Below are 26,444 nucleotides of genomic sequence, written 5' to 3' on the forward strand. Positions count from 1 at the left end.
AATTCACAGGGATATATCGTCGGCGTCGTATGGTATAATGTCTTTGGGGTTCTCATGCGCTGCTCTTTCTTTGGTAGGATAGAGACAGTGTGCATGAGAACCCTGTTTAGTCAAAAAGTGAGTTTTGCGGTACTGCGTTTATTGGTACCCATATAATTCGACCTCTATCACATCCAAGCCCACTCCAGTTCCTAGACGAATAACCTCTGTAGATCTTATGGTCACGGAGGTAGTTAGGATTGGATTCAAGGGAATATCATGCCAACCTGATCTACCGTCCAATTTGATTGTTCGTAGCGAGCTATCTGAAAACTGCAGAGTCCCAGCTATCAATTCTGCGTTTATCCAATATGATCGTTCTTTCCCCCCAATGTAAATCCGAAATAGTGTAACCATAGCGGGTTTTTCAAAATTCAAGATGAAGCGGCCATCTGTGGGTTTTGCCCAGACTCCTGGTTGGGGATCAGGAGCAAGGACCTTCCCAAATGTCTCCGAACTCCCATCCACAATGTTCTTAAATGGATGAAATTTTGGGTCCCCTTCGTCTCCAGTTACACCCACGATTTTCAGTTTTGATGGCTGAATGTTTCGGAGGAGTAAATCCATGCTGTTGTTGAAATTGCCATATCGCCTGAGCAATTCCATAAAGTTCGCTTGCGCTTTAGCTTTGTTGCCTATACTTAAATAACTGATACCAGCGTTATAATAACTATCTTTAAGTAGTGTCTGTACATCGCGGTAATTGGTATCTAGCTTGATCAGAGTTTGGAGTTCTGCTTGTGCCTTCTCCCACTCTTTTATTTTCATATGAGCCATAGCTGAGCGATAGTAGCTCTCGCGCAGCAAGCTTTGAGCGTCTCGATAATTGCTATCAATGGAGATAAGTCTTCCCAAAATGTTTTGTGCATTTTCCCATTGTTCAGACGAAAGAGCAACTACTGCCGATTGATAAAGCTCTTGTTTCTGTTGCTCTAGCTGCCACCTTTGATATATCTGAAACACCGCTATTGAAATCAGAAAGAGAAAGGCCAGAACTACAATACCTAAGATTCCCCACGTCCACATCCGTTGTTTTGTTGGAGCGGGAACTGGTTGTGTCTTTGCAACTCCAGTTCTCGTTGGGACTCCTGACGTCGGTATTGGTGTGATCGTCCGACTCGTAGGCACCGCTTTCTCAATCCCCTTTTCCAACTGGTTGAGAAGCAACGCCGCCACGCCAGATAATATCCGCTGTTTAACTTGAACAATTTTGACGTGGACGAGGCTAGGGTTGCCTTTACCTATCGAAATCATAGTTTCGCTAAGACCGTGGTCATCAGCGGATGTCCAACTTTCGGTCTCGACTGTTCCGACTAAAGTCCATTTGTCGGGACTCGTTCCCCACATCACTCGGTGGGCATTCACCACTCCACCAACTGTTTCGTTTTTGTTGTTCACGGCCATACAAGGGATGTCTTCAACAACAACGTTACCGAATACTGTCCCAATGCTCTCACCTTGTGCGTTGAAGAAGGTACTTTCGCTGAAGGCGTGCCGTGACTTTATAGAGCCAATCTTCTGTCCAGTTGCAGAAAACACCGTTGCGTCGGTATCTGGAGGTAAAGACTGAAATGTAATATCTACTACCCTGTGTCCTCTTGTGTTAAAAACCGCGCACTTTGCCATGTGTGGTCTCCTTTCTTACCCAAGAATTCCTGGTAGCAGTCTAGCCGTTGTTGTGCAAGGGTCGCTGGTTCCAACAGAATGTCGCCAAACGCTACAGCACACCGACAACGGCGGACGAATTGAAAGCGACTACCATTTGGCAACCGATACCGCCGTTGTCGTGGTGCGTGTGTTTCCAGACGTTCAAGTTTATTGTTATTGATTGCGTTTTAGTTCTTTAAGCCAGGTCTGTAAATTTGGTTCGGGGTATTTCTGTTTTCCTTGCCCGTCGTACCAACTGACCCAGTTAGCATTGGTATCAAAAGAGAGTCCAGTCAGCGTTGTTAGTGCGTACCGCAAGGCTGCGCTTTGGTCTTTGTGGACAGTCCCGTTTCTCAACCATTCAACGCATAACTTAACGGCGCGTGCGTCATGGGTAAGTACCGAATTCATTATCCAACGTCCAACCCATGTCAAATCTGTGGCAAACCAGCCAACCCACTTCCAACTTCCCCAAAACAAGTGTGAGTCAAAGGGCTTGAGTTCTTCTCGTGAAAACTCGGCTTGTATTCTGCGCGTCCGCGCGAGTGCTTCAGTGTGCGACCAAACACCAGCAAGTTGCTGTAGGTCTTCACGACCAACCGTTGCACCTGAACGCTCTATTAGGAGCATTGCAGTTCTCGCCGCCAGATTAGGGTTATCCGACTCAATTGCGAAATCAGAGAGAAAACTTTTGATAGCGACGCGTTCATAATTGGCGCGATTCGTCAGGTCAAGCCACGTCCATTGTCGGTCAGTAGGCTGACGACAATGGCCGTCAGATTTGTAGTTGACTTCACCCCAAAGATAGTAAGGCACTTCTGCGAAGTATGGTCGCGGCTTGTGAATTGTTAGTTTGATAACCATGAGTACCACTATTCGGAAGAACTCCACCTTTGATTAAGCGGAATGTCTGGAAACATATATTCTCCGCAATGCTCATTGCGGAGATCACACTAACTCACGCTCAACCCAGTTGGATCCCCGCAATCATCATTGCGGAGATCCAAGCCCCACAGTTTTCTTTCTGCTTTCGCATCAAGACCTTGCAATTAGTTTCAGCGATGGAATCAGCATGACGAGGTCATACGCGAACGACCTCGCTCAAGATTCGCTCGCCGATTTCACCTTTGAGCGCGCGGCGCGGAACGAGGTCCACTTTGACGCCCAATTGCTTGGCAAGGTACTCTTCCAAATCCATAAACTTGAACAAGTCGGGCGCGTGATCAAATTCCACCAAGATGTCCATATCACTACGCGGCTTTTGCTCATTCCGCACATACGACCCGAAGATGCCGAGCGATTTGACTTGATATAGCTCCGCCAATTCCGGCATTTGTTTCCTAAGCACTGTCATCGAGCGCCGCAGTGTAATTGTATTACGACGTTTTCCATCGGACTTTGGCATACTACCCTCTTGCCGCCGCGACCGCTTTCTGCGCGCCTTCTTCGAGCGTCTCCGCCGTAATCATATTCGCGCTCGCGAGAATCTTGCGCCCCTCTTCCGCGTTCGTCCCGACGATGCGTTAGACCCCTTGCTTCAATCGTTCGGCTAACCACAGATTAACCAATGTCTCAAGCTGAACGCCACGCGTGTGCGCTTGCGCCGCAAGCCGCGTGTACACTTCGGGATCAAGTGTCACACGCCGACGACGTTGCGCCCTAACTTCAAACTCGACTTCGTGAGTTTGATCCCAATAATCATCCAATCTGTGCGTATCCCAAAACTCAGCAAGATCATCTAGCGTCTTTGCTTTCGAAATGCTAGTTGCACGAGTCATCTTATTTTCGCTCATACCGTCGCCGTTCTTTTTCATCCATATCGCGCGCGCTGAAAATCAACGCGGTGTTTGTCGCTTTACGAACGAAGAACACGAAGTACATTGGCAAACCTTCCGCTCAATCTTCTCTCACCGACTACCCTCTTGCCGCCACGACCGCTTTCTGCGCGCTTTCTTCGAGCGTCTCCGCCGTGATCAGAGTTGCGCGTCATCCCTACTTTATCGCGAGACCGACCTTCGTCCTTCGTGAATAAATTGGACGATTTCGTCTCCGGTCATTTTCAAATCTACGCCTTTCACATCCAGCGGCGATTTGGTTTTGCGTTCGGGGCGAATGACAAAGACCTGCCCGCGCTTGTTCTTGATGCGCAATTGTCCCTGCTTGGCGGCTCGCTCAAGAATTGCGTCAAGCGTCGGACGCGTTCGTGTACGAGTTCGGATGGTCATTCGGCAACCTCCATCACTTGAATTCGCTTTTGCCGCGCATGCGTCAGCAACGCGCGATCCAAAGAAATTAACGGGCTGGCAAACTTGATCGCGCACTGGAGCAGATATGCATCGTACGCGTAAATTCCCAACTCGTCTGCAATCTTGAGCGATTCTCGAATATCAACATCAACAAAATTGATCGAAATGCTTTGGTAGATCTCGATTGCTTTCTGCGCCTGCGCCAACGTTATCCGTTTTCGCTTGAGCATTGCCGAAAACGCATTTCCAATTTCCCAATGAATCGAATTGGGCGCAATCAAATCCGCACCTTGCGTCATGCGAATCAACACGTCTTTTTCAGATTCATTTGCAATCACCGCGACAATAACCGATGCGTCAACGACAATATTCATAAGTTGCTCCTGGACTCCCTATCCCCGCGCCGCCGCGACCGCTTTCTGCGCGCCTTCCTCGAGCGTCTCTGCCGTGATCATGTTCGCGCTCGCGAGAATCTTGCGCCCCTCTTCCGCGTTCGTCCCGACGATGCGCGCGACCATCGGCACGTTTGTCTTGATCGCCCGCAAGCCGTCCACAATTCCGCGCGCAACTTCGTCGCCGCGCGTGATGCCGCCGAAAATGTTGAACAGCACCGCTTTGACGTTCGGATCGGAGAGAATGATTTCGAGCGCGGCTTGCACCTTGTCCGCTTTCGCGCCGCCCCCGATATCGAGAAAGTTCGCCGGCTCGCCGCCGTAAAACTTGATGACGTCCATCGTCGCCATCGCGAGACCCGCGCCGTTTACCATACACCCGATCGTTCCATCGAGTTTGACGTACGACAATCCCGCTTTGCGCGCGCGCATCTCTGCCGACGTTTCCTCGTCCACATCGCGCAATTGTTCGAGATCAGGATGACGATAGAGCGCGTTGTCGTCGAGGACGATTTTTCCATCCGCCGCGATCAATTTGCCTTCACCAGTCACGACGAGTGGATTAATTTCCGCGAGCGATGCGTCCACATCCACGAACGCGCGATACAACCCGGTCGCAATCGCGACGAATTCGCGCAGGTTCGCTTTGTCAATGCCGATCGCGAACGCGAGATCGCGCGCCTCAAAGTCTTGCAAACCGAACGCGGGATCAATGCTCACGCGCACGATTTTCTCCGGCGTCGTTCGCGCCACCTCTTCGATCTCGACGCCGCCCGCCGCCGAACCCATCACCGTCGCGCGCTTGGTCGCGCGATCAATCACGACGCCCAAATAAATTTCGCGCGCGATGTTGATCGCTTCGTCCACGAGCACCTTGCGGACCGGCAAGCCCTTGATCGTCATCGCGAGAATGTGGTCCGCGATTATTTCGGCTTCGTTCGGCGTCGCCGCGACCTTGATGCCGCCGGCTTTGCCGCGTCCGCCGACGAGCACTTGCGATTTGATCACAACCTTTTTGCCGAGTTGCGCCGCCGCTTGGCGCGCTTCTTCCGCGTTCGCGACGACGGTACCTTTCGGAATCGGAATTCCGTGCTTGGCAAAGATCGCTTTCGATTGATATTCGTGAAGTTTCACCAATGCCTCCGGTCAGTTATGGGTTCAAATCAAAATCGAATGAAGGTCCTACCGTTTGAATCGTTCGTCGTCCGCGAGCATTCGCTGCAGACCATCTTCCAACGACACGCGTGGTTTCCACTTGAGCAACTCGTTCGCCAGTTGAATGTCGGCAACCAGGCGCGACACGCCGCTTTCCTCTTCCGCGTTGACCAGGCGATGCGCTTCGCGTCCCGCCGCGCGCTCGATGCGATCCACCAATTGCGCGATGCTCACTTCTTGCCCGCTGCCGATATTGATAATCGCGCGATTCACGCGTTCTGCGGTCGCCGCGTGGGCGAGCGCGCTGACCACATCCGCGATGTACACAAAATCGCGCGTCTGCTTGCCTTGCCCGAACACGACGACCGAGCCGCCGGCGCAAACTTGCTTCAGAAATCGTGGAATGACCGGCGCGTGCGAAGGTGGCAGAGGTTGGCGCGGACCGAACGCGTTAAAGATGCGCAACGCGACCGTTTCGATTTTCCACAACGCGCCAATCGAATGCAAATAGTACTCGGCGGCAAGCTTGCTCACCGCGTACGGCGTATCGGGGTGCATCAACGCGTCTTCGCGCACTGGCTGTTGATCTTGTTTGCCATACGCCGCGCCCGACGACGTGAGGATGACGCGCTTGACGCCGGCATCGCGCACGGCGGTCATCAACGCGACCGTGCCGCCCACGTTCACCGCATTGTAATCTACCGGATACAACACCGATTCCGGCACGCTCACACGCGCGGCGAGATGGTACACGCAATCGGTGCCTTTGAGCAACGTCCACAACTTGGGCACATCGCGCACATCGCCACGCGTGAACAACACGCGCTCGTCCAACTGGTTCGGATCGCCGGCGCTCAGATCGTCCAACACGCGGACTTGGTGCCCAATCGAAATCAGATGATTCGCGAGTGCGGTACCCAAAAAGCCCGCGCCGCCCGTAATCAAAAAGCGCATTCTAAAATCCTTTTAGCAAATCGTTTTCAAACCCAGAGCGCGGCGCGCGGCTAACTGACGCGACGCCACCACACAAAACCCAGTCCGAAAAACACCAACGCGCCGGCGAGTAAAACGCCCGCGATGCCGATCACCGCGCCAACGCCCAAGTCCATCCCTGGTGTTGGCGCGGCGATGGGCGCGGGTCGCGCAAAGCGCGGCGTCGCGGTCGGCGGCGGCGTTTCGGTCGGCGTCGGAGCCGGCGTGCTAGTTGGCGCGACGGTCGGTGGCGCTTCGGTCGCCGGTGCTTGCGCGACGCGCGTCGCCGGGGGACGCGTGTTGGTCGGGCGCACCGTCGCCGTCGGTGGAATCGTTGTCGCGGTCGGCGCGAGCGGCGTGGCGGTCGGCATATCGGGTCGCGCTTCCATGCACACGGCGTCGAACCACACGCGATTCTCGCCGTTGCCGCCCTCGCGCGCCATCGCGCGCAAAAAGATCGTCACGTTTGGCGCGCGCGCGGCGAACGTCATTTCCATTTCAGGACGATTCAGCGCGGCATTGCCATCGAATAAATCGGAACCCCAAATCACATTCGGCGATTTAGGATCGGCGCCACCGAAGGGATCCACACCAACCTTGCGTCCAATCGAAGACACGCGCACGTTGGGTCCGCTGTACGATTTCGCGGCAAGACTATAACCGAGACGAAACCAATAGTACATCCCAGGTTGTAGATTGCGAACCGTTTGAAACATCCCGGCATCGAACGTGCCAGTGGAAACAATCTGGGTTGAACCATTCGGGTCAATCTGCTCGTTGCCCACCCAGGCAAAGCGCGGCGAACCTTCGATGACGAACGAATCCCAGCCGTCCGCGACGATGCCATGAGCCGTCCCGCGCTCGGGACCCATCGAACCATTGTTGATCAAATTGTTGGGATCGAGCGCGCAAGGGTCTTTGAGCGCCGGCGGATGCGCGGAAGCAGGTCGTTGAATCAGGAGAAATGGCGCGGTTAACAGAACAATCACCAGCGCGCCGATAATGCGTTGAATAGATTGTGCTATCATCGCCGTGAATATAACTGATGCCGGACGAAAAGTCAAAACCCGGTGTGATATTAAATTCATCACCGCGAACACAGAGGTCACAAAGAATTTTTGTATCTACTCCGCCCAATGTCATTTCGACCGAAGGGAGAAATCTTTTCCTCATGCGGAATGGGATTTCTCGTCGCAAACTGCGCTCCTCGAAATGACACCTGGGCTGTTACGAATTTTTGCGTTTCTCGGTGCGCGCTGTGGATAAAATTTACGCGCATATCCTTGACGCTCTATCTTGAGTGTGCTACAATCGCGCCCGTCGAAAATTTTCTCGGAGGCATTTGTGGAAATCAGAATTCAAACCGGCGATGTGGCAACCTGGAAAGGCGATGGCATCGTCGTCAATTTGTTCGACGGCGTAAAAACGCCGGGTGGCGCGACCGCCGCGGTGGACAAGGCACTCGGTGGTTTGATCGGCAAGTTGATTGAGAAAGGCGATGTCAAAAGTAAACTGGGCAGCGCGACGGTCGTGCACACGCTCGACCGGTTGCCGGCAGATCACGTGTGCGTGGTTGGGCTGGGCAAGGAGAGTGAATTCACACTCGACCGCGCGCGCCAAGTTGCGGCAACTGGCGTCAAGCAGTTGCGCGCCGCGGGCGCGAAAAATGTCGCAGTGATTTTGCATGGCGCGGGCATTGGCGGACTCGATGTTGAAAGCGCGGCGCAAGCGAACGCCGAAGGCATCATCCTGGGTCTGTGGCGTTTTCGCAAATACCACAGCAACGACAACGACCTGGGCGTGATCGAATCGGTCACGATTTTAGAAAATGACGCGGCGATATTGGATGCCATCCTGCGCGGCGTCGCGCGCGGCAAGATCATCGCGGACGCGACCTGCCTCGCGCGCGATATGGCGAACGAACCGGGCAACACGCTGACGCCAACGCGCATGACCGACATCGCGCGCGACATTGCGACGAAACACGGACTCGAATTCTACGTGATTGATCGCGCGAAAGCAAAAGAGCTGGGCATGGGTTCGTTCCTGGGTGTCGCCCAGGGATCGGACGAACCGCCCGCGTTCATCGTGATGCGCTACTGGGGCGCGGGCAAAACCGCCGCGCCGGGACTAGGCATTGTCGGCAAAGCGATCACGTTTGATTCCGGCGGCATTTCGCTCAAGCCCTCTGAAAACATGCAGGACATGAAAGGCGATATGTCCGGCGGCGCGGCGACGATTGCGGCAATGCAAGCGATCGCGCAACTCAAACCAAAAATCAACGTGACCGGCATCGTACCCGCGACGGAAAATTTGCCGAGCGGCAAAGCGTTCAAGCCCGGCGATATTCTGCGCGCGTCGAACGGCAAGACGATTGAAATTATCAGCACCGATGCGGAAGGTCGCCTCGTGCTCGCGGACGCGTTGGTGTACGCGACGCAATCGCTCAATTTGTCGCCCGTCGTGGACGCGGCGACGCTGACCGGCGCGATGAACATCGCGCTCGGCTCGGTCCGCACCGGCGTGTTCTCGAACGACAAGGCGTTGAGCGATTTACTTTTCCAGATCGGCGAACAAGTCGGCGAGAAGAATTGGACGATGCCGATGGACGAGGAATACAAAGAGCAAATCAAGAGCGACTGGGCGGATATTAAGAATTCCAGTGGTCGTCCGGCAGGTTCGATTACCGCCGCGTGGTTCTTGCGGAACTTTGTCGGCGAGACATCCTGGGCACACCTCGACATCGCAGGAAGCGTCGGCTTGTTCAGCGGCGCGAGCGAGAGCGGCTACAAGAACAAGTGGGGCAACGGCACGCCGACGCGCACGTTCATCCATCTCGCGTTGAAGCTGGCTGAGAAAAAGTAGAAAGATGTGAGAGGAGATGGAAGGGAATAATTTTTCCTTTGCATCTCCTCCGAAAGAAGGCACGATGACTTTGAGCGAAGCAATTCAGGATATTCACGGACTTGATACGGAACTAGCAAAACTGGAACAGCGGTATAGTTTGCTCTCATCGGATTTTTATCATCTCTACCAAGCCGGCGAGTTGGAACAATCGCGCGATTTCATCCAGTGGGTCGGGTACTATGAAGCCAAGTTGAAACGCGAGACGCGCTATCGCGAATTGATGTACGAGTACTTGCGTCAATTACGCCAAAATGCCGGCTTGAGTTCTCTCCATCTTGATCCAGCCGGAGCAACCCAGTGACGCCTTTCAATCTGCAAACGTACAGTGAACTAGTCTACGCGTTGCCCGAACGATACGCTTGCATTCAACATTCCACGTTGGTGCTGGCAACCATCGGACCCACGCTCGCTAAGTTGGAAGGACAAATTACGTTTGCCGATGACATTGTATTGGATGTTTGGGAATTGATTGACTGGGATGCCGAGCGCATCCTCAACTACAGTTACGAAATTTATCGCGCAGGCGAAAAAATAATTTGGTACGATCCGTTTGAACATCCTCAACACCCAGAACTTGCCGCAACGTTTCCGCACCACAAGCACATTCTTCCCGACATCAAACACCATCGCGTTATTGCCCCAGGCATTCACTTCGATCAACCCAATCTGCCGTACCTGATCGAAGAGATCGAACGCGATAACCTCTCACCCGCGTAACCCGAATCAAACGCGACCATTTTCCCTGTGGAGTCGTCCATGCCCGTCACCAATCCCTTCCTCGACCGACTCGCGCGCGGTCCCATCCTCGCCGATGGCGCGATGGGCACGCAACTGTACGCGCGCGGCATTTCGTTCGACCGCTGTTTCGATGAACTCAATTTGTCGAACCCAGCTCTCGTTCAAGAAATCCACCGCGAGTATTTGCGCGCCGGCGCAGAACTGATCGAGACGAACACGTTCGGCGCGAACCGGTTCAAGCTGGCGCATCACGGACTCGAAAACAAGGCGCGCGACATCAATTTGCGCGGCGTGAAACTCGCGCGCGAGGCGCGTGAGATTGCCGGCGTCCACGCGTTCGTCCTCGGCTCGGTCGGACCGATCGGTCAATTGATTTTGCGGTACGGACAAATCACGTACGATGACACGCGCGCCGCGTTCAAAGAACAGATCGAAGCGTTACTCGAAGGCGGCGCGGACGCGCTCATCCTCGAAACGTTTTCCGATTTGGCGGAACTCCAAGCCGCGATTCTCGCCGCGCGCGAGGTGACGCGTGATCTGCCGCTCATCGCTTCGATGTCGTTCACCGAAGATGAAGATACGTTGACCGGCAACACGCCGGAAGAAATCGTCGCGACGTTACGCGAGATGCGCGTGGATGTGATCGGCGCGAATTGCTCCGTCGGTCCCGCCGGCACTTACAACGCGATTCGTCGAATGGTCGCGGCATTGGAAATTGGAAATCGGAAGTCGGAAGTTGGAAATTGGAAATTAGATGTTGGAAAAAATCGCACCGATGATTCCAACCTCCATCTCGCCGTGATGCCGAACGCCGGTTTCCCCGCGCGCATCGGCGAACGCTACTTGTATCTTTCATCGCCGCAGTACTTTGCCGAGTACACGCACAAATTCGTCGGCGAATTGGGTGTGACGATTGTCGGCGGATGTTGCGGCACGACGCCCGCGCACATCGCCGCGATGCGCGCCGCGCTGAACGCGCTCGCACCAACAACCGAACCGCGCGTGATTGTTGTCGAAAAACCCGCGCCGCGTCCGCCCGAAGAACCGGGCGTCGAACTGACGCACGTCGCGCGCACACTGCGCGACAAACTGCGCGAGGGTCGCTGGGTCACGAGCGTCGAACTCGATCCGCCGCGCGGACTCAATCCGACCAAGGTGCTCAACGGCGCGGCGATGCTCAAAGAAATCGGCGTGGACTGCATCAACATCGGCGATTCGCCGCTCGCGAAAATTCGGATGGGTTGCATTTCGCTCGCGGTAATGATTCAGCAACAGGTCGGACTCGAAACGATCATTCATTTCACGACGCGCGATCGCAACTTGATGGCGCTGCAAAGCGAACTCATCGGCGCACACGCGCTCGGTATTCACAATGTGCTCGCGCTCACCGGCGATCCGCCGCGCCTCGGCGATTATCCAAACGCGACCGCCGTGTACGACATTGACTCGATTGGATTGATCAAGACCCTGCAACACTTGAACGCGGGGCGCGATTGGGCAGGCACGAGCATCGGCACGAACGCGGATTTTTACATCGGTTGTGCGCTCGATATGATGTGGGCGAATTCCGATCCGAACGAGTTGGATCGCTTTCATCGCAAACTCGAAGCCGGCGCGGAGTACGTGATGACCCAGCCGATTTACGACGCGGCGGTTTTGCGCGAGTTTCTCCAAAAGTACGGCGACAAGTACGGCGTGGTTGAAAAGCCGATCATCCTGGGTGTCTTGCCCTTGATGAGTTCCAAGCACGCGGAATTTTTGCACAACGAAGTACCGGGTATCACGCTCACCGACGAATCGCGGCGACGGATGAAAGACGCGGGCGAGCGCGGTATCGCCGAAGGCATTCGGCTCGCGCAAGAATTGCTGATCGAATCCAAAAATTTTGTCGCGGGCACGTATCTGATGCCCTCGTTCGGTCGCTACGATGTATGCGGCGAGTTGGTCAAGGTGCTGGAAGACAAGATGCGTTAATGTGGGGCAAGATTCCATCTTGCCCATTTGCCTAATCCATTGTTCTTTGCTATAATCCCGCCCGCTGTGTAAGAGAATTTCATATCTTACCTTTCTGTTCCGTGGCGCGCGCACATCCTCGTGCCAACGTTCACGGGACAATCCCAGGGAAAGGAGACCCCTTTGGCTTACGAATTAATGTACGTCATCCGCCCCACGGTGGACGAACAAACGCTTGCGTCGGTGAATGAAAAGGTTGACAAATTCATCACCGGCAACGGCGGCGAAATTATTCGCCGCGATGATTGGGGCAAGCGCCGTTTGGCATTCCCCATCTCGAAATTCAACGAGGGCTTTTACGCCGTCCTGCAGTTTAATTTTCCGGCGCCCAGCGTGCGCGATTTGGAACGCGCGCTGCAATTGACCGAAGAAGTTTTGCGTTACCTCGTCGTGCGCGTCGAAACGGCGTAACGCCCAGCCCGTCACTCGAAAAGGATACGCCATGCGCGGATTGAACAAAGTTCAAATCATCGGTCGGTTAGGACGCGATCCCGAAATGCGCTACACACCGAGCGGCAAACCGGTGACGACGTTTGCCGTCGCCGTTTCGCGCGCGCGCGGCAAAACGGAAAACGAACGCGAGGAAAAGACCGAGTGGTTCAACGTCGTCGCGTGGGACCGCCTCGCCGAAATCTGCAATCAGTATCTCACCAAAGGTTCGGCGGTGTACGTCGAAGGTCGGCTCGAAACGCGCAGTTGGGAGAGTGAAGACGGGCAAAAACATTTTCGCACCGAGATCGTCGCGAATGAAGTGATCATTCTCGACCGACGCGGACGCGGTGCCGAAGACGAACTCGAACCGGCGAACGACGCGCCGGCAAGTTCCGCGTCCCCCACATCTGATTCGAATTAGGAGCATTGGAAAAATGGAGCATACCCCAGCCACATCACCAGCCGCGTCCGCGCCGGAACCGCGCGAGCCACGCGAACAACGCGAGCCGCGCGAACAACGTGATTCACGCGGCGGCGCGCGCCCCGGCGGCGGCAGACGCAATCCGCGTTTCGGCGTGCGCCCGCCGCGCGCATGTCCGTTCTGTACGCAAAAAATTGATTACATTGATTACAAGCAAGTGGATTTTTTGCGCCGCTTTGTGACCGATCGCGGCAAGATCAAGGCGCGCCGCAAAGTCGGCACGTGCGCCAAACATCAACGCCGTCTCGCCATCGCGATCAAACGCGCGCGCCACGTCGCGCTCCTGCCCTACGTCGCCGAAGCGATTCGCGGCGAATAAGTCGCAGGATTTGTCACGATGCCTAGAGAATCAAAACGCGCGCCCAAAGAGACGCGCAAACAATTGACGCACCGCACCCGTGAAGAACAAAAGGAACGTATTTTGTACTATGCGATGGGCGGCGTTGTCGCGTTGATCCTAGTCGTGCTCGGCGCGTGGTACTATCAAGAGAACATCGGCAGACTCAATACGCCAATCGCCACGGTCAACGGCAAAGCGATCACGGTGCGCGAGTTTCAACAGACCGTGCGCCTTTCCAGTAACTCGCTGCTCAGTCAGTTGAGCCAGATCACCGCAAACCTTCAGCAAACCTCCTCCGACCCGACGCTCTCGTTTATGCAACAGTACCTGGAACAGCAGTACAGCGAGATCGCATCTCAGTTGGTCAGTCTGGGTCAGTCTCAGTTAGATCAAATGGTTGACGCCGAACTCGTACGCCAAGAAGCCACCAAGCGCAACATCATGATGAGCGCGGACGAAATTGACGAAGAGGTCGAACGCGAGTTTGGCTACCTGCGCGCGACGCGCACGCCCACCGCAGGTCCCTCACCGACGGCGACACTCACACGCACGCCGACACGCACGCCGACAATCACGCCCACGTTCACGCCATCGCCACAACCAACCGGCACGATCACGCCGACGACTCCCACATTGACGCCGACCCCGGAACCGACCGGCACGCCTCTGCCCACGGCGACGCCGTTATCGTACCAAGCGTTCCAGGATCAAAAGAAAAAATCCATGGACGCGCTTGCCAAAAACGCGCAGATGAGCGAAGCGGATTATCGGCGCGCTGTCGAGGTGTACCTGTTGCGGCAAAAGCTGCAAGAGGCGCTCGGTAAAGATATTCCGACCAGTGAAGAGCAAGTCGAAGCGCGCCACATCCTGGTCAAGACGTACGACGACGCGGTCAAAACACTTGCGCGCTTGAACCAGGGCGAAGATTTCGCCAAGGTCGCGCAAGACGTCTCGGAAGACACCGGGTCGAAAGGGGAGGGCGGCAGTTTGGGTTGGTTCCCGCGCGGACAAATGATCAAAGAATTCGAAGATGCCGCGTTCGCGTTGCAACCGAATCAAATCAGCCAGCCAATCACTTCGACGTATGGCATCCACATCATCCAGGTCATCAGCAAGCAAGCGAATCGTCCGCTCGATGAAAACATCTTGCAGGTCAAACAGCGCGCGGCGTTTGACAACTGGTTGCGCGACACGCGGCTCATCGCCAAGATCGAAAAGAATTATAAAGACGAGTATGTGCCGGCGGAAGTCCGCAAAGTAATCAGTCAACTGCTACAGCAACGGCAAACCAATCCTTAATAAAAAAACTGGCGAAGGTCAAACACCTTCGCCAGTTTTTTTACTATGCGCTCAGGCGTCATTGCGAGGAGCCGCGAAGCGTCCAAGTGGCGTGGGGATTGCTTCGCTGCGCGCGCACTGACACCCTGCTATTTGTAAAGCACCTGATACTGTCGCCAGTTGGTGTAGACGATTCGCACGTAGGACGCCGTTTCCGCGATGTCAATTTCTTCGACCGCGAAATCGAGATCGTTGCGTTGCCAATTCTTGACGCGCCCCGCCCCAGCATTGTACGCCGCGAGCGCGTAGATCGGTTCGTTGTACGTCTTCAAATCCTGCGCGAAATACCACACGCCAAAGCGCACGCTGACAAACGGCAAGTACAACTGGTCGAGTGTAAAATTCCGCACGCCCAACGCCTGCGCGATGCCGCGCCCCGTCGCCGGCATGACCTGTCCCAGCCCACGCGCGTCCGCGGACGAAGTGACCCAGGGATTGAAACTGCTCTCTTGGCGAATGAGCGCGAAATAGAGTAGCGGGTCCACTTGATTTTTTTGCGCCTCCGCGACGACGAGGTCGGCATAGTACGTCGGATAGCGCATCGTCATCAGAAAACGCGGCGCGGCGGGCGCGCCCGCCGCGGTCGCCAGCCGCGCGATTTTTTCCGCGCATTCGAGCGCGAGCGAGTACAGATTATTATCGCGAAAATACATCGCCAGCGTGTACAAGACGCGCGCGTCATCCTGCTTTTCCGCGACCAACGTCGCAAACTCGCGCCGCGCCTCGACCGTGCGATCCAAGCGCAGCAATTCCGTACCGCGCCGATAATTCAAATCGTTGCGCGTCGCCGCGTCGACCAGGGTTGTCACACGCGCATCGCTCTTGCTCCACCCGGCGAGCCATTGCTCGAACTCGGCGCGCGACGCGTCATTGTTCATCGCGTAGCGCGCCAGATCGTAAAATGTGTTTGTCTTGGGCGGGTTGAGCAGATCGCGCGCGCGCCACGCATAGTAACTGTCGGGCGTCGCGGCGGCTTGCGTCCAATAGTTTTTCGCGTCGGCAGTCTGCCCGCGCGTCTGCGCCGCCTTGCCGAGCCAGAATAATGCGCGCGCGTAAAAGCTGGATTTGGCATACTCCTTCGTGATCGTTTGCCAGCGTGCCATCGCGGTCTTGAAATCCTTGCCGCGATAATGATCCATTCCAGCCCAGAACAACGCTTCGGACGCGCGTTCGCGCGCCGGAAATTTCGCGTGGACCTGCTCGAACAAGAGCGCCGCGTCGCCGTACCGCTTGGCGCGCTCCAGCAACAGCGCGGCGCGCCACAACGCGTCATCGGCAAGTGCATCGTCCGGCAACGTCGCCGCAAACTTTTTGTACACCGCGACCGCGTCATCCAATTTGCCAATCGCGGCATACGCGGCGGCTTTGCCCAGGTACGCGTCCGTCACGCGTTTATCCTTCGGCAAATTCTTGAGAATTGCGTCGTACTCGGCGATTGCCTGCGAGTACGCGCCCTTGCCGACCTGGGATCGCGCGAGAAAGTAGCGCACCTCGCCCGCGCGCGACGAGTCGTCTTTGAGTTCGCGTTGCAGCGCGGCGATTGCCGCGTCGTACGCCGCCGCGTAATAATCCACGATGCCGCGCGTGTAATCATCCACCGGCGCCCCGCGATTGATGAGATTGACGAGCGATTGATACGCCGCGTTCTGTTCGGGATATTTTAGCGCGTCGTTCCACCGCGCAAGCGCGAGATCAATCTTATTCGCGGCGGCGTACGCGTCGCCGGCGCGGCGGAGCAAATCGGCGCGTGTGCGCGCATCACTCGCGAGCGCAAGTGCGGCGTCGTACCGCGCCCCCGCCAGCGCCGGTTCGCCGCGACCTTGATGCAAATCCGCCACGCGCATCAACATGTTGATGCGCGCACCCGCGGATTGCGTTGTGTCTAGCAACGCGCGATCATACTGCGCGACCGCGCTCGTCGCGTCGCCTGCCAGCACCATCACGTCGGCAATCGTCGCGTCCGTGTCGCCGATGAGCGTTTGCGTGAGACCGCGGTAGATTCGCAGTTGTTCGAGCGCGTTCGCGTAATCTTTTTTCGCGCGATACGCGTCCGCGAGCAGATAGCGCGTTTCGGGGACGCGCGTGCCGTTCGGATTCGCTTGCAAGTACGTGGTGAGCGCAGTGAGCGCGCGCGTGTCGTCGTTGTAAAGCCAGTACGCTTCGCCGAGGCGGTATTGCGCTTCGGCTTTCAAATCGCCGGCGGGATTGCTCGCCAGCACGAGATTGAACGCGGCAATCGCGCGCGCGTAATCGCCGTTGCGCCGCGCGACCAATCCATCGTTGAACGGATCAGAGCTAAAGACCGGCGTCGGCGCATCGGCAGGTTCAGGTGTTGGCGTGACGATGACGAATTCGAGTGTTGGATCGGGAGGCGGAGTGGGTTGCGGTGAAGAAGACGTACCGCAAGCGGTGAGCAAGACACTCACCACGAGGACGAACAAAATTTGTTTCCGCATTTGCCTCGGATTATACCGCGAAATCGCGATTCGTGTAAATCGCATTTTTCAGTACAATCGAAGATGTGTCCGTGAATCGGCGCGAATTTTTTTCGTTCGCGCGATTCGCGTCATCCTAGAATCACAACGCGGCGCGAATATGCCGGATGCTGACGCCGTATTCGTGCGGAGTCAGCGTGACCGGCGCGAGGTCGGGATAAATCGGCGCGCTGGGCGCGGCGTCGCCGTAATAACGCGGCTTGAGATGGCAGTGCAAATGCGGAATCGCATTGCCCAGGATTTCGTAATTCAGCTTGACCGGTTGAAACGCGCGGTCGAGCGCGCGCGCCGCGCGCATCACATCGTCGAAGAAACGCGCGCGGTCGGCATCGTCGAGTTCGTACGGTTCGCGCACATGCTTGGCGCAGATCAACACGCAGTACCCGCGCACGAATTGATTATGCACAAGACGTAGACGACTGATGCTCAAATCGGCAATCGTAAAGCCGAACGGATTCTCCACTGCCGTCTCGCGCAGAGTATCGCACAGCGGACACACCTCGCCGCGCACAAGCGCGTCCCAGCGTTCGCGCGGCATCCATGTCTTGTCCGAAAGCGCCGCCACGTTCCCACTGCGCGATTCGATTTCGCTCGCGACGAATTGCTCCAGCGTCATCCCAGCTTGCTTGGCGTACGCGGCAAGTTGGCGCGCGAGGTCATCCTTTACTTCGAAAGCGATTTGCATATCGCCTCCACTCCGAGCGCGACGACTTGCATATCTTCAGTTTCCGGCAAACCGCTCACCGCGACTGCGCCGACCAGTTCGCCGTTCACGCGCACGGGCAATCCGCCGCCCCAGCCAACGTAATGCGGATCACCCAGGTACGCGATATCGAATCCTTTTTCCGGATCGCGCAAGCGTTGTCCAATGTCGCGCGTCGGTTCGTTTTTGCGCGCGGCGGTGAACGCCTTGTTCATCGCGATGTTGATCGAGGGCAAGGGCGCGCCGTCCATGCGCGCGAGCGCGATGAGTTCGCCGTGCGGATCGGCGACGGCGATGACGACGGCTTTGCCGCGGCGCGTCACCTCGGCTTGAATCGTTTGGATCGCCAGTTGCGCTTCGGCATAACCCAGACTGTTGAACTGTTGCATTGAATGGTCTCCTAAAAAGGGCAAGTTGGAAACTTGCCCCACGTTAACACGTCAGGTGCAAGATCGCCGCAACGCGTTTGCCGGTCTGCGCGAGTTGCGCGTACCGCGCGAGCGCGTCGCCGATGCGCGCGAGTTCGAGCGTGACGCCGCGTTGCGCGACGAGCGCGCGTGTCTCGGGGCGAATCGGCAGAATACCGAAATGGCCGGTCGCGACGAGCAAAATGTCCGGGTCGCCGGCGAGCGCGTGCTCGACTTCTTCGGGACCGAGTACGGTATGCCAGCCGCCGTACTTTTTACTGAGGTGTTTGGGACGCGGAATGATTTCGCCCGCGACGGTGAGGATGAGGTCGTGATCGTACCGCGCGCCGTTCGCGACAAGCGAGCCGAACTTGACGGCATCAAAACGCGGGGCGTTCATGTGCGGTGCCACGGCAGTTGGATAAAGTAAAACAACAACTGCCAGAGAAAAAACATCATGCCGATAAAACCTTCGGCATAGAAATTCGCTTGCCACGCGAGCGGCTCGGCAAAATGCACCGCGACGCCAAGCGCCGCGCTATCGAGAATGCAAACGAGGAACGCGAGATTGAACGTGATCGTCCAAGGTTTGCCCGGCGGGGGAAGTGTTTTGGTGCGCCAGCGAAACGCATCCGCAATGTCCGGAAAGCGGTCAACGTAGAAATCCTTGATCCGATTCATCGTGAACGCGCTGTCTTGCCACGCCTGCCGCAAACGCAGCAACGTCATCAACACAAAAAAGCCGGTGACGCCGAGCAAACCGAACAAGACGGCGGTCGTTTCGCGCGGCAAAGCGAACCCAGGATTATTGTTGATTTGCGGCAGAGCAATCGCGAGTGAACCGACCCCGCCAACCAACAACAAGTACAAATTGAGAATCGCGGTGCGATCATCTTGCGCTTGCTCGGCAGTCTTCGCCGCGTAATCAAACTCGCGCAGTAACATTTCTTCGGCATGCAAATCTGTCATCGCTATTCCTTTGGCGGGGCGTTCCCCGACACGTCACGCCTTGTGCAACCTCCGCAAGGTTTTTCGCCGTTACAAATACTTGTGCTTGTTGTTTTGCTTGAGCGCCTCGACGAGATGTTTCACTTCTTGCGCACGATCCTTGGGACAAACGAGAATCGCGTCTTCCGTATCCACGACGATGACATTCGTCAAGCCGACCGTCGCGATGAGACGATTCGGACTGTAGAGCAGCGACGCGTTCGTGTCCACGCCCACGTGATCGCCGACGACGACGTTGTTATGATCATTTGCCGGCAAGAGATCGAGGAGCGTTGCCCAACTTCCCACATCGCTCCAACCCACGTCAATCGGCAAGACCGCGACGTGCTGCGATTTTTCCATAATGCCGATATCAATCGTCTCGTTCGTGATCGTTTTCCAAATTCGTTTTTTCGTCGCGGCAAACCCAGGTTTGCCCATCGCGCGTCCGATTTGCTTCAATTGCTTGGAGAGGACGGGTTGAAAATGTTCGTACTCTTTCCACAACGTCGTCAGCGTCCACGCGAAAATGCCGCTGTTCCAGTAGTACTCGCCGCTCGCGATGTAACGCATCGCGGTCTTTTCGTTTGGCTTTTCGACGAACTGGGCGACGCGATAAATCGCCTGTCCGTCAATCGGATCCATCAACTCGCCGCGATGGATGTAACCATAGCCGGTTTCCGGTTGATTCGGTTGAATGCCAAGCGTGACGAGATAGCCCAGCCGCGCGACCTCCGCCGCGTTCACCAACGCGCGGCGAAAGCCATCCGCGTTTTCGATGTAATGATCGGCGTGCAGCGACACCATCACCGCGTTTGGATCCGCGCGTTGAATGTGCAACATCCCCAAGCCAATCGAAGGCGCGGTGCCGCGTCCTTCCGGTTCGCCGATAATATTTTTGCGCGGCAGGTTGGGTAGTTGCTCGTGCACCGCATCCACGTAACCGGCGTTCGTCGCGACAAAGATGTGGCTCGCCGGAATAATCGGCAGAATGCGGTCGCACGTTTCCTGCAACATCGTGCGCGGCGAGAAAAGCGGGAGCAATTGTTTCGGACGCTCGCGGCGACTGCGGGGCCACAACCGCGTGCCTGTACCGCCAGCCAGAATCAACGCATAAAGTGAGTTGTGATTTTTTTTCATTCGTGTTTTCCAATTTCCTAGTTCGGTAGCTACGCGGTTGGGTAGTTGGGTCGTTGATGGTCAACAAACCAACCAGTCAACTACTCAACGATCTAAACTATACAACCATCAACTACCCGCGCGCCAAAACGTAATTCATGCCGCCTGCCTGGCGGACCATTCCTTTCAATTCCATTAGCGCGAGCGTCGCCGAGACCGTCGCAATCGGCAAGCCGGTCTCACGACCCAGGTCGTCAATGTGCACCGGTTCCGCCGAGAGATGTTTGAGCAATGTGGATTCAGTCTCATTTTCCGGCAGCGCCATGCGCATTTGTTGATGCTGTTCGACCATCGTCAAATTGAGTTCTTCAAGAATATCGCTCGCGCTCGTCACGAGTTTCGCTTCGCCGCGTTGGATCAATTTGTTCGGCGCACGCGAGCCGCGTTGGAAAATGTTGCCCGGTATTGCGAACGCTTCGCGATCCTGTTCGAGCGCGTACTCCATCGTGATGCGCGCGCCCGTGCCCTCGTCGCCTTCGACAATCAACGAGCCGAGCGCCAAGCCGCTGATGATGCGATTGCGCGGCGGAAAGTTCGCCGCATCCGGTTGCGTGCCAAGTGGATAATCGCTGACGAGCGCGCCATGCGCGATAATTTCTTCCGCGAGTTTGGCGTGCTCGGGCGGATACACTACGTCCACCCCGCAACCCAGCACCGCAATGGTCCGCCCTTTCGCGTCGAGCGCGGCGCGATGCGCTTCTGCATCAATCCCGCGCGCGAGTCCGCTCACAATCGTCAAGTGATTTTGCGCGAGCGTCGTCACGATCTCGCGTGTGACCTCGCGTCCATACGGCGTCGCGCGGCGCGTGCCGACCACGGCAATCGCCCATTCATCTTCGACGGTGAGCGTCCCTTTCACGTACAACACCGGCGGCGGCACCGGCACTTGAGCCAGCAAGCGCGGATAATTCGAATCCTCCATCGTGAACACGCGCACCCCCGCGCGATCGATCTTGGCGAGTTCGGCATCGAGGTCGAGTGATTGGCGCGCGTGCGCCAGATTTTCCAGCGCGCGACGATCCAAACCCGCTTGTGCGAGGTCCATCGTCGGCGCGTCCCACGCGTTTGCCAAATCGCCAAAATAGTCGCGGAGACGTTGAACCTTGGCGGGACCGATTTGCGAAACGAGGTTAAACGCGATCCAATAGCGGATGTCCGTCACGACTGTGTGACTCCTAGTGTCGGAGATAGATTGAACATACCACGACGCCTAGTGATTGTCAAACGCAATCCATCGCGTTTTTGACTTGGCACGCATCGCGCGTACAATGGAACGCGATGACACACACGTACACCGCGGATTATCGCATTCGTCAGTACGAACTCAACTCGCGCGAGGAATTATCGAACGCCGCGCTCGCGCGGTTGTTTCAAGAAACCGCGATGCGCGGCTCCGCCGACGCGGGGTTTGGCATCGAGTGGTACGCGGCGCACAAGAGCGTGTGGGTCGTTCATCGGCTCACACTCGAACACCATCGCCCAATTCGTTACGGCGATGAACTCGCGATCACGACCTGGATCTCGGATGTTCGCCGCGTCTTTTCGCATCGCGAATATCTCGCGCGCAATGCCGCGACGAATGAAATCGTCGCGTGCGGACGCGCGAACTGGTTGCACCTTGATCCGACGACGATGATGCCCGCGCGGGTGCCGCAGTACATCGCCGAACAACTCGCGCCGAACGGCATCGCCGCCGTCACGCGTGATGCGCCGCGCGCGTACGCCCTGCCCGCGCACATCGCGCCGCGCGAATGCCGCGTGACGCGACGCGTGCAACGGTACGAGATAGACGGGATGCAACACGTCAACAACGCGGTCTATGTGGACTGGCTCGAAGAGACGTTAGCCGAAGCAACGGCAGATCTCATGTCACCGGCGCGACAATTATGCGTGCGCCGCCACGACATCGAGTACCTGCACGGCGCGCTACCCGGCGAAGAGATCGCCATCACCGCGCGACTCACCGGCGCGGGAAATTGCGCGAGCGCTTGGTCGCTCCAAGTGACGCGCGGCGATCAGGTCCTCGTGCGCGATCACGTCACCGCGTTCTGGCGCGATGAGAACGGCAAGTCGGGCAAGTGGCGCGTGACGAGCGGCGAGTAAAAAAACGACGGATGTCCAATCGTTCTTGGCATCCGTCGCGAATCCCATTCGTTTATTCGTTTGAATTCGTGACCGCGCCAAATTCCCCATCGCTCACGCGCACACGAATTTCTTTCTTCCCCTCGCTTTGCTTGATACGCTTGATGACTTGACCGCTCGCCTTGTCGCGCACGATGGCGTACCCGCGCGCGAGTGTCGCTTCCGGGTTGAGCGCGGCAAGGTGACGCGTCGCACCGTTCAACGCGCCGCGTTTCAACGCGAGCACCTGCGCGATGCGCGTATCCAGTCGGCGCGACAATTCATCCACTCGTTGCCGGTCATTCTGCAATCGCACCGCCGGCGAATTTCGTTCGAGCGCGTACACCTGTTGCGCCAAATTTACACGCGCGTCGTCAACCTGGGTTTGCGCGAGTTGCGCGAGGCGTTCTTCCGCGTAGCGCAATTGTCCTTGCAATTCGCGTGCGTCCGGCACGGCGAGTTCCGCGGCGGCGCTCGGCGTTGGCGCGCGCACGTCCGCGACGAAATCGGCAATCGTAAAATCGGTTTCGTGACCGACCGCGCTAATGACTGGCACGCGCGAGTTGTAGATCGCGCGCGCGACGCGTTCGTCGTTGAACGCCCACAAATCCTCGATCGAGCCGCCGCCGCGCGCGACGATCAGCACGTCAATGTCGAACTCGCTGATCGTTTGAATCGCGCCGACGATCATTGGCGGCGCGGCATCGCCCTGGACGAGCGTGGGCGCGAGCAAAATTTCGGCGAGCGGAAAACGGCGGCGGACGACGTTGCGAATATCGCGAAACACCGCGCCTTCGCGCGAGGTGACAACGCCGATCACGCGCGGAAATGGCGGGAGCGCGCGTTTGTGTTCCGCCGCAAATAATCCTTCGGCATCGAGCCGCGTCTTGAGCCGTTCGAACTCTTGCCACAGCGTACCCGCGCCGGCGAGTTTGATTTCGTTGACGTAGAATTGCAAATCGCCGCGCACCTCGTACATCGAAACGCGTCCGCGCGCTTCAAGCGCGTCGCCGTTCGACGGCAATCGAAAGACGCGCGCGGCATCGCTGCGCCACATCACGCAACGAATCGCGGCGTCGCGGTCTTTGAGCGTAAAGTACAAATGTCCGGCGGATGATTGCGTAAAGTTCGAACACTCGCCGCGCACCCAGACATCGCGCAGCGTGTCGTCGCCTTCCACCACATCCTTGATTTGCCGGACGAGTTGCGCGACGGTAAGCGTTGGCGTGACCGAAAAGAGAGAGGGTTGCATCGAATTCCTCGCGTTAGCGCGTCGGTCCTTTCTCGAAAATCTGTTTGAGCGCGGGATACTGGGGACTGGTGCGCGCAATCGCGACGCCCATCAATGTGTTGAGCGATTTCGCGTCCTTGTATTCGTAATTCGCTTTGAAATACTCGTCGTTGAGAATCGCCGCGACCATTTCTTCGTAATGCGGATGCGGCAGATAGATCACATCGGGTTGATATTTTTGAAAGATCAAGTCCGCACGAAAAGGTGGGCGCGCAAAATCTTCGGTGTTGAGTCCCGCTAAATCCACAATTGTGTCGCGTGACGCGAGCACGGAAGGATACCCCACCTCAGTTGTCGCGAGGGTAAGCGGATCAGGCAAAGCCGCGAACTCATCCAGACGATACCAATTCAGGTGGGGCCACGCAAGCGGATAAAATTCGCGCAAGTTAAAGACCCCAACGTAGCGATTCTCGATCATGGTCTTCATCCAATTGGCTTCGACGTGAACCACGCGTGAAACGAGAACCACGAGCGCGAGACTGAGCACGAACCAGATGCGCGCGGGCATCGCACGCAAACCATCCAGCGTTTCGCGTGGCAACCATTCGGCGAGCATGACGATACTTTGCGCCGCGAGAAAAAGCAGGATCGGCAATGTAGGAAAGTAAAACCGTCCGTTGATTCCCATGATTTGCAGCGCAAAGAACGCATAGTAAATCACAAAGAGAAAACTCGCGGCAAACATTCCTTTGTGCGATGCCGGCGTCGCGCGCCACCACCGTTTGAAATCGTACAGGATGGGCAGCGCGATAATGAATGCCAAAAAGCCGTACGCGCCGGCGAAGAATTCGAGTTGCGCCAAGCCCTGACTGGCGTACCGCGCGTAAATCGAATCGCCGTACAGTTTCAACGCTTTAGCGAAGAACGGCAGCGGCAACGGTGTGCCGAAATACATCGCGCCGAGCGCGAGTTCCAGCGCGGCGATGAATATCGTGATCGCGAGAATCGTCAACGCACCGCGCTTTGCCGCGCGATTCGCATCGAGCAAGAAAATGGACGCGGGAATCACGACGGTGAACACCATTAGATCGGGACGCGCCCAGAATGCCAAACCGCCCCACACACCGGTCGCGATCACATTCGCGCGCGAGGGCGCATCCGCATTTCGGAGGACGAGCAACAGATACGCGGTCAAGTACGCCAGCGCAAACATTGTGTCCATCCCACTCGCGATGTGTGGAAAAAAGCGATTCGTCGAGTTGGCAAGTGTAAAGAACACGAGCACGCCGACGATGGACTTGGCGCGCGGATGGTTACGCGCCGGACGCGTGACCAACTTGAACAACAAAAAAAGAAAGACCAACGCGCAGAGTACGCTCGCCAGCCACATCGTCAACGCCGGATTATCGCGCGTGAGAACGTAGAGTGGTACGACGATAGCCAAGTACAACAGCGAGGTTAGACCATAGGTCGGCTCGCCGTTCGCGTTCCACGCGATTTTTCCGGTCGTCAGCAGGTTGTCGGCATAGCGCGCGAACATGAACGCGTCATCCCACAAGAGCCGCATCGAAAAGCGCGCGGCAAGCGAGAACAACAGCGCCGCGCTACACGCCGCAATAACGAACCACACAATCTTGTCGCGCGCATCAAAAGAGAAAAATTTCATCGTGAGGGCAAAAAGCCAAAGATGAAAACGAGGGGCGTTCGGCGGAACGCCCCTCGTTAAGAAACTAGACCCGCGTCACATACGAGCCGTCGCGTGTGTCTACGCGTACCGTGTCGCCCGCGTTGACAAAGAACGGCACGGTCACGACGACGCCGGTTTCGAGCGTCGCCGGTTTGCCGCCGCCGCTCGCCGTGTCGCCCTTGAAACCGGGCGCGGTCTCGGCGACCTTCAAGTCCACGGTCGTCGGCAATTCCACTTCGATGGGCTTGCCTTCGTACGTCAACAGTTCGACCATGATGTTCTCTTTCAAGAACTTGGCGCCTTCACCCAGGAGGTCGGCGGAGAGAATCGGCTGTTCGTACGTGTCCGTGTCCATAAAGACATAGTTTTCGCCATCGTGGTACAGGTACTGCACATTTTGATGATCGAGCCGCACATCTTGCACGCGCCCGCCGGATTGAAAGTTCTTATCAATCGTCGCGCCGGTGCGAACGTTGCGTAGCTTCGTCTTGATCGTCGCGTTGCCGCGTCCCTGCTTGACGTGTTGGTACTCTAGCACTTTGTAGAGATTGCCGTCATCATCAATAAAGGTCGTGCCTTTACGCAAGTCTTGAACACCAATCATTTTTGGAATACTCCTTTCAAAATTCGGCGCGGATTATACCACATGTCGCGCATTTCTGCGAAATGAACGCGCGCCGCCGGTCAATTTGGTCTTTCGCGTCTGTCCGCGTATAATAAATCTTCGCCATTTGTGGGGCAAGTTTCCAACTTGCCAAACGCAAATTGGAAATTTGCGCCACGCCGCGTGGGGCAAGTTTCTAACTTGCCAAACGCAAATTGGAAATTTGCGCCACGCGGCGTGGGGCAAGCTTCTAACTTGCCAAACGCAAATTGGAAATTTGCGCCACGCGGCGTGGAGCAAGTTTCTAACTTGCCAAACGCAAATTGGAAA

28 protein-coding genes are annotated in these 26,444 nt (G+C 56.6%); 9 read left to right on the plus strand and 19 right to left on the minus strand.

The genetic code is table 11. The annotated features are described in order from the left end of the window. Nucleotides 1-138: 138 nt before the first annotated feature. The 9 genes from HY868_00505 to HY868_00545 all read right to left on the minus strand — a co-directional run bounded on the left by HY868_00505 (nt 139) and on the right by HY868_00545 (nt 7,479). Nucleotides 139-1,665: a tetratricopeptide repeat protein gene (locus tag HY868_00505; protein ID MBI5300587.1), complete on the minus strand. Its 1,527-nt coding sequence runs from the start codon at nt 1,663-1,665 to the stop codon at nt 139-141. A gap of 195 nt (nt 1,666-1,860) precedes the next feature. Continuing rightward, nucleotides 1,861-2,550 carry a hypothetical protein gene (locus HY868_00510; protein ID MBI5300588.1) on the minus strand — a complete coding sequence of 230 codons (690 nt, stop codon included), beginning with the start codon at nt 2,548-2,550 and terminating at the stop codon, nt 1,861-1,863. 217 nt (nt 2,551-2,767) lie between these two features. After that, a complete protein-coding gene (locus HY868_00515) occupies nt 2,768-3,040 on the minus strand; it encodes a nucleotidyltransferase family protein (GenBank protein ID MBI5300589.1) in 273 nt (90 codons plus the stop codon). A 169-nt stretch (nt 3,041-3,209) separates the two neighbouring features. Continuing rightward, nucleotides 3,210-3,500: a hypothetical protein gene (locus tag HY868_00520; GenBank protein MBI5300590.1), complete on the minus strand. Its 291-nt coding sequence runs from the start codon at nt 3,498-3,500 to the stop codon at nt 3,210-3,212. A 183-nt stretch (nt 3,501-3,683) separates the two neighbouring features. After that, nucleotides 3,684-3,911 (minus strand): type II toxin-antitoxin system Phd/YefM family antitoxin, encoded by a 228-nt coding sequence (locus HY868_00525; GenBank protein ID MBI5300591.1) that lies wholly within the window; start codon nt 3,909-3,911, stop codon nt 3,684-3,686. Beyond that, nucleotides 3,908-4,306, minus strand: coding sequence for a type II toxin-antitoxin system VapC family toxin (locus HY868_00530; protein ID MBI5300592.1), 399 nt, complete (start codon nt 4,304-4,306; stop codon nt 3,908-3,910). The genes HY868_00525 and HY868_00530 overlap by 4 nt, the downstream gene beginning before the upstream one ends. A gap of 18 nt (nt 4,307-4,324) precedes the next feature. Further along, on the minus strand, nt 4,325-5,458 hold the full coding sequence (sucC, locus tag HY868_00535) for an ADP-forming succinate--CoA ligase subunit beta (GenBank protein MBI5300593.1): 1,134 nt from the start codon (nt 5,456-5,458) through the stop codon (nt 4,325-4,327). 48 nt (nt 5,459-5,506) lie between these two features. After that, nucleotides 5,507-6,433 carry an NAD-dependent epimerase/dehydratase family protein gene (locus tag HY868_00540; GenBank protein MBI5300594.1) on the minus strand — a complete coding sequence of 309 codons (927 nt, stop codon included), beginning with the start codon at nt 6,431-6,433 and terminating at the stop codon, nt 5,507-5,509. 50 nt (nt 6,434-6,483) lie between these two features. Then, nucleotides 6,484-7,479 (minus strand): hypothetical protein, encoded by a 996-nt coding sequence (locus HY868_00545; GenBank protein ID MBI5300595.1) that lies wholly within the window; start codon nt 7,477-7,479, stop codon nt 6,484-6,486. A gap of 316 nt (nt 7,480-7,795) precedes the next feature. Here HY868_00545 and HY868_00550 point away from each other — a divergent pair, with 316 nt between their 5' ends. From HY868_00550 to HY868_00585, 8 genes are all read left to right on the plus strand, one after another. Then, on the plus strand, nt 7,796-9,316 hold the full coding sequence (locus HY868_00550) for a leucyl aminopeptidase (GenBank protein ID MBI5300596.1): 1,521 nt from the start codon (nt 7,796-7,798) through the stop codon (nt 9,314-9,316). Nucleotides 9,317-9,380: 64 nt separating this feature from the next. Further along, complete coding sequence (locus HY868_00555) at nt 9,381-9,659, plus strand: hypothetical protein (GenBank protein MBI5300597.1); 279 nt, start codon at nt 9,381-9,383, stop codon at nt 9,657-9,659. Next, entirely contained in the window at nt 9,656-10,075 is a 420-nt protein-coding gene (locus tag HY868_00560) for a hypothetical protein (protein MBI5300598.1), read from the plus strand. The genes HY868_00555 and HY868_00560 overlap by 4 nt, the downstream gene beginning before the upstream one ends. A gap of 39 nt (nt 10,076-10,114) precedes the next feature. Continuing rightward, complete coding sequence (locus HY868_00565) at nt 10,115-12,070, plus strand: bifunctional homocysteine S-methyltransferase/methylenetetrahydrofolate reductase (protein MBI5300599.1); 1,956 nt, start codon at nt 10,115-10,117, stop codon at nt 12,068-12,070. A 162-nt stretch (nt 12,071-12,232) separates the two neighbouring features. Then, nucleotides 12,233-12,520, plus strand: a complete 288-nt coding sequence (gene rpsF / locus HY868_00570) for a 30S ribosomal protein S6 (GenBank protein MBI5300600.1) — start codon at nt 12,233-12,235, stop codon at nt 12,518-12,520. A gap of 31 nt (nt 12,521-12,551) precedes the next feature. Then, on the plus strand, nt 12,552-12,962 hold the full coding sequence (locus tag HY868_00575) for a single-stranded DNA-binding protein (protein MBI5300601.1): 411 nt from the start codon (nt 12,552-12,554) through the stop codon (nt 12,960-12,962). Between the two features lie 13 nt (nt 12,963-12,975). Continuing rightward, entirely contained in the window at nt 12,976-13,341 is a 366-nt protein-coding gene (locus tag HY868_00580; protein ID MBI5300602.1) for a 30S ribosomal protein S18, read from the plus strand. Between the two features lie 18 nt (nt 13,342-13,359). Continuing rightward, nucleotides 13,360-14,661 (plus strand): peptidylprolyl isomerase, encoded by a 1,302-nt coding sequence (locus tag HY868_00585; protein MBI5300603.1) that lies wholly within the window; start codon nt 13,360-13,362, stop codon nt 14,659-14,661. Between the two features lie 128 nt (nt 14,662-14,789). On the opposite strand, the gene HY868_00590 is transcribed toward HY868_00585, so the two are convergent. From HY868_00590 to dprA, 7 genes are all read right to left on the minus strand, one after another. Beyond that, nucleotides 14,790-17,156: a transglycosylase SLT domain-containing protein gene (locus tag HY868_00590; protein MBI5300604.1), complete on the minus strand. Its 2,367-nt coding sequence runs from the start codon at nt 17,154-17,156 to the stop codon at nt 14,790-14,792. Between the two features lie 121 nt (nt 17,157-17,277). Then, the gene (locus tag HY868_00595) at nt 17,278-17,880 is read right to left on the minus strand and encodes an HIT family protein (protein ID MBI5300605.1); all 603 of its coding nucleotides are present in this window, start codon (nt 17,878-17,880) and stop codon (nt 17,278-17,280) included. Further along, complete coding sequence (locus tag HY868_00600; GenBank protein MBI5300606.1) at nt 17,859-18,287, minus strand: heme-binding protein; 429 nt, start codon at nt 18,285-18,287, stop codon at nt 17,859-17,861. Before HY868_00600 ends, HY868_00595 begins: the two co-directional genes overlap by 22 nt. 43 nt (nt 18,288-18,330) lie before the next feature. Beyond that, the gene (locus tag HY868_00605) at nt 18,331-18,705 is read right to left on the minus strand and encodes a hypothetical protein (protein ID MBI5300607.1); all 375 of its coding nucleotides are present in this window, start codon (nt 18,703-18,705) and stop codon (nt 18,331-18,333) included. Beyond that, on the minus strand, nt 18,702-19,274 hold the full coding sequence (locus HY868_00610) for a hypothetical protein (protein ID MBI5300608.1): 573 nt from the start codon (nt 19,272-19,274) through the stop codon (nt 18,702-18,704). The genes HY868_00605 and HY868_00610 overlap by 4 nt, the downstream gene beginning before the upstream one ends. 69 nt (nt 19,275-19,343) lie before the next feature. Then, complete coding sequence (locus HY868_00615) at nt 19,344-20,432, minus strand: mannose-1-phosphate guanylyltransferase (GenBank protein MBI5300609.1); 1,089 nt, start codon at nt 20,430-20,432, stop codon at nt 19,344-19,346. A 112-nt stretch (nt 20,433-20,544) separates the two neighbouring features. Beyond that, complete coding sequence (gene dprA / locus HY868_00620; GenBank protein MBI5300610.1) at nt 20,545-21,633, minus strand: DNA-protecting protein DprA; 1,089 nt, start codon at nt 21,631-21,633, stop codon at nt 20,545-20,547. A gap of 116 nt (nt 21,634-21,749) precedes the next feature. Here dprA and HY868_00625 point away from each other — a divergent pair, with 116 nt between their 5' ends. Beyond that, nucleotides 21,750-22,574, plus strand: coding sequence for a hypothetical protein (locus HY868_00625; protein ID MBI5300611.1), 825 nt, complete (start codon nt 21,750-21,752; stop codon nt 22,572-22,574). A gap of 52 nt (nt 22,575-22,626) precedes the next feature. On the opposite strand, the gene xseA is transcribed toward HY868_00625, so the two are convergent. From xseA to efp, 3 genes are all read right to left on the minus strand, one after another. After that, a complete protein-coding gene (gene xseA, locus HY868_00630) occupies nt 22,627-23,844 on the minus strand; it encodes an exodeoxyribonuclease VII large subunit (protein MBI5300612.1) in 1,218 nt (405 codons plus the stop codon). 13 nt (nt 23,845-23,857) lie between these two features. Continuing rightward, a complete protein-coding gene (locus HY868_00635; GenBank protein ID MBI5300613.1) occupies nt 23,858-25,489 on the minus strand; it encodes a hypothetical protein in 1,632 nt (543 codons plus the stop codon). Between the two features lie 64 nt (nt 25,490-25,553). Further along, the gene (gene efp / locus HY868_00640; protein MBI5300614.1) at nt 25,554-26,114 is read right to left on the minus strand and encodes an elongation factor P; all 561 of its coding nucleotides are present in this window, start codon (nt 26,112-26,114) and stop codon (nt 25,554-25,556) included. Nucleotides 26,115-26,444 lie beyond the last annotated feature (330 nt).

The organism is Chloroflexota bacterium, from assembly GCA_016219275.1.
Taxonomy (GTDB): domain Bacteria; phylum Chloroflexota; class Anaerolineae; order UBA4142; family UBA4142; genus JACRBM01.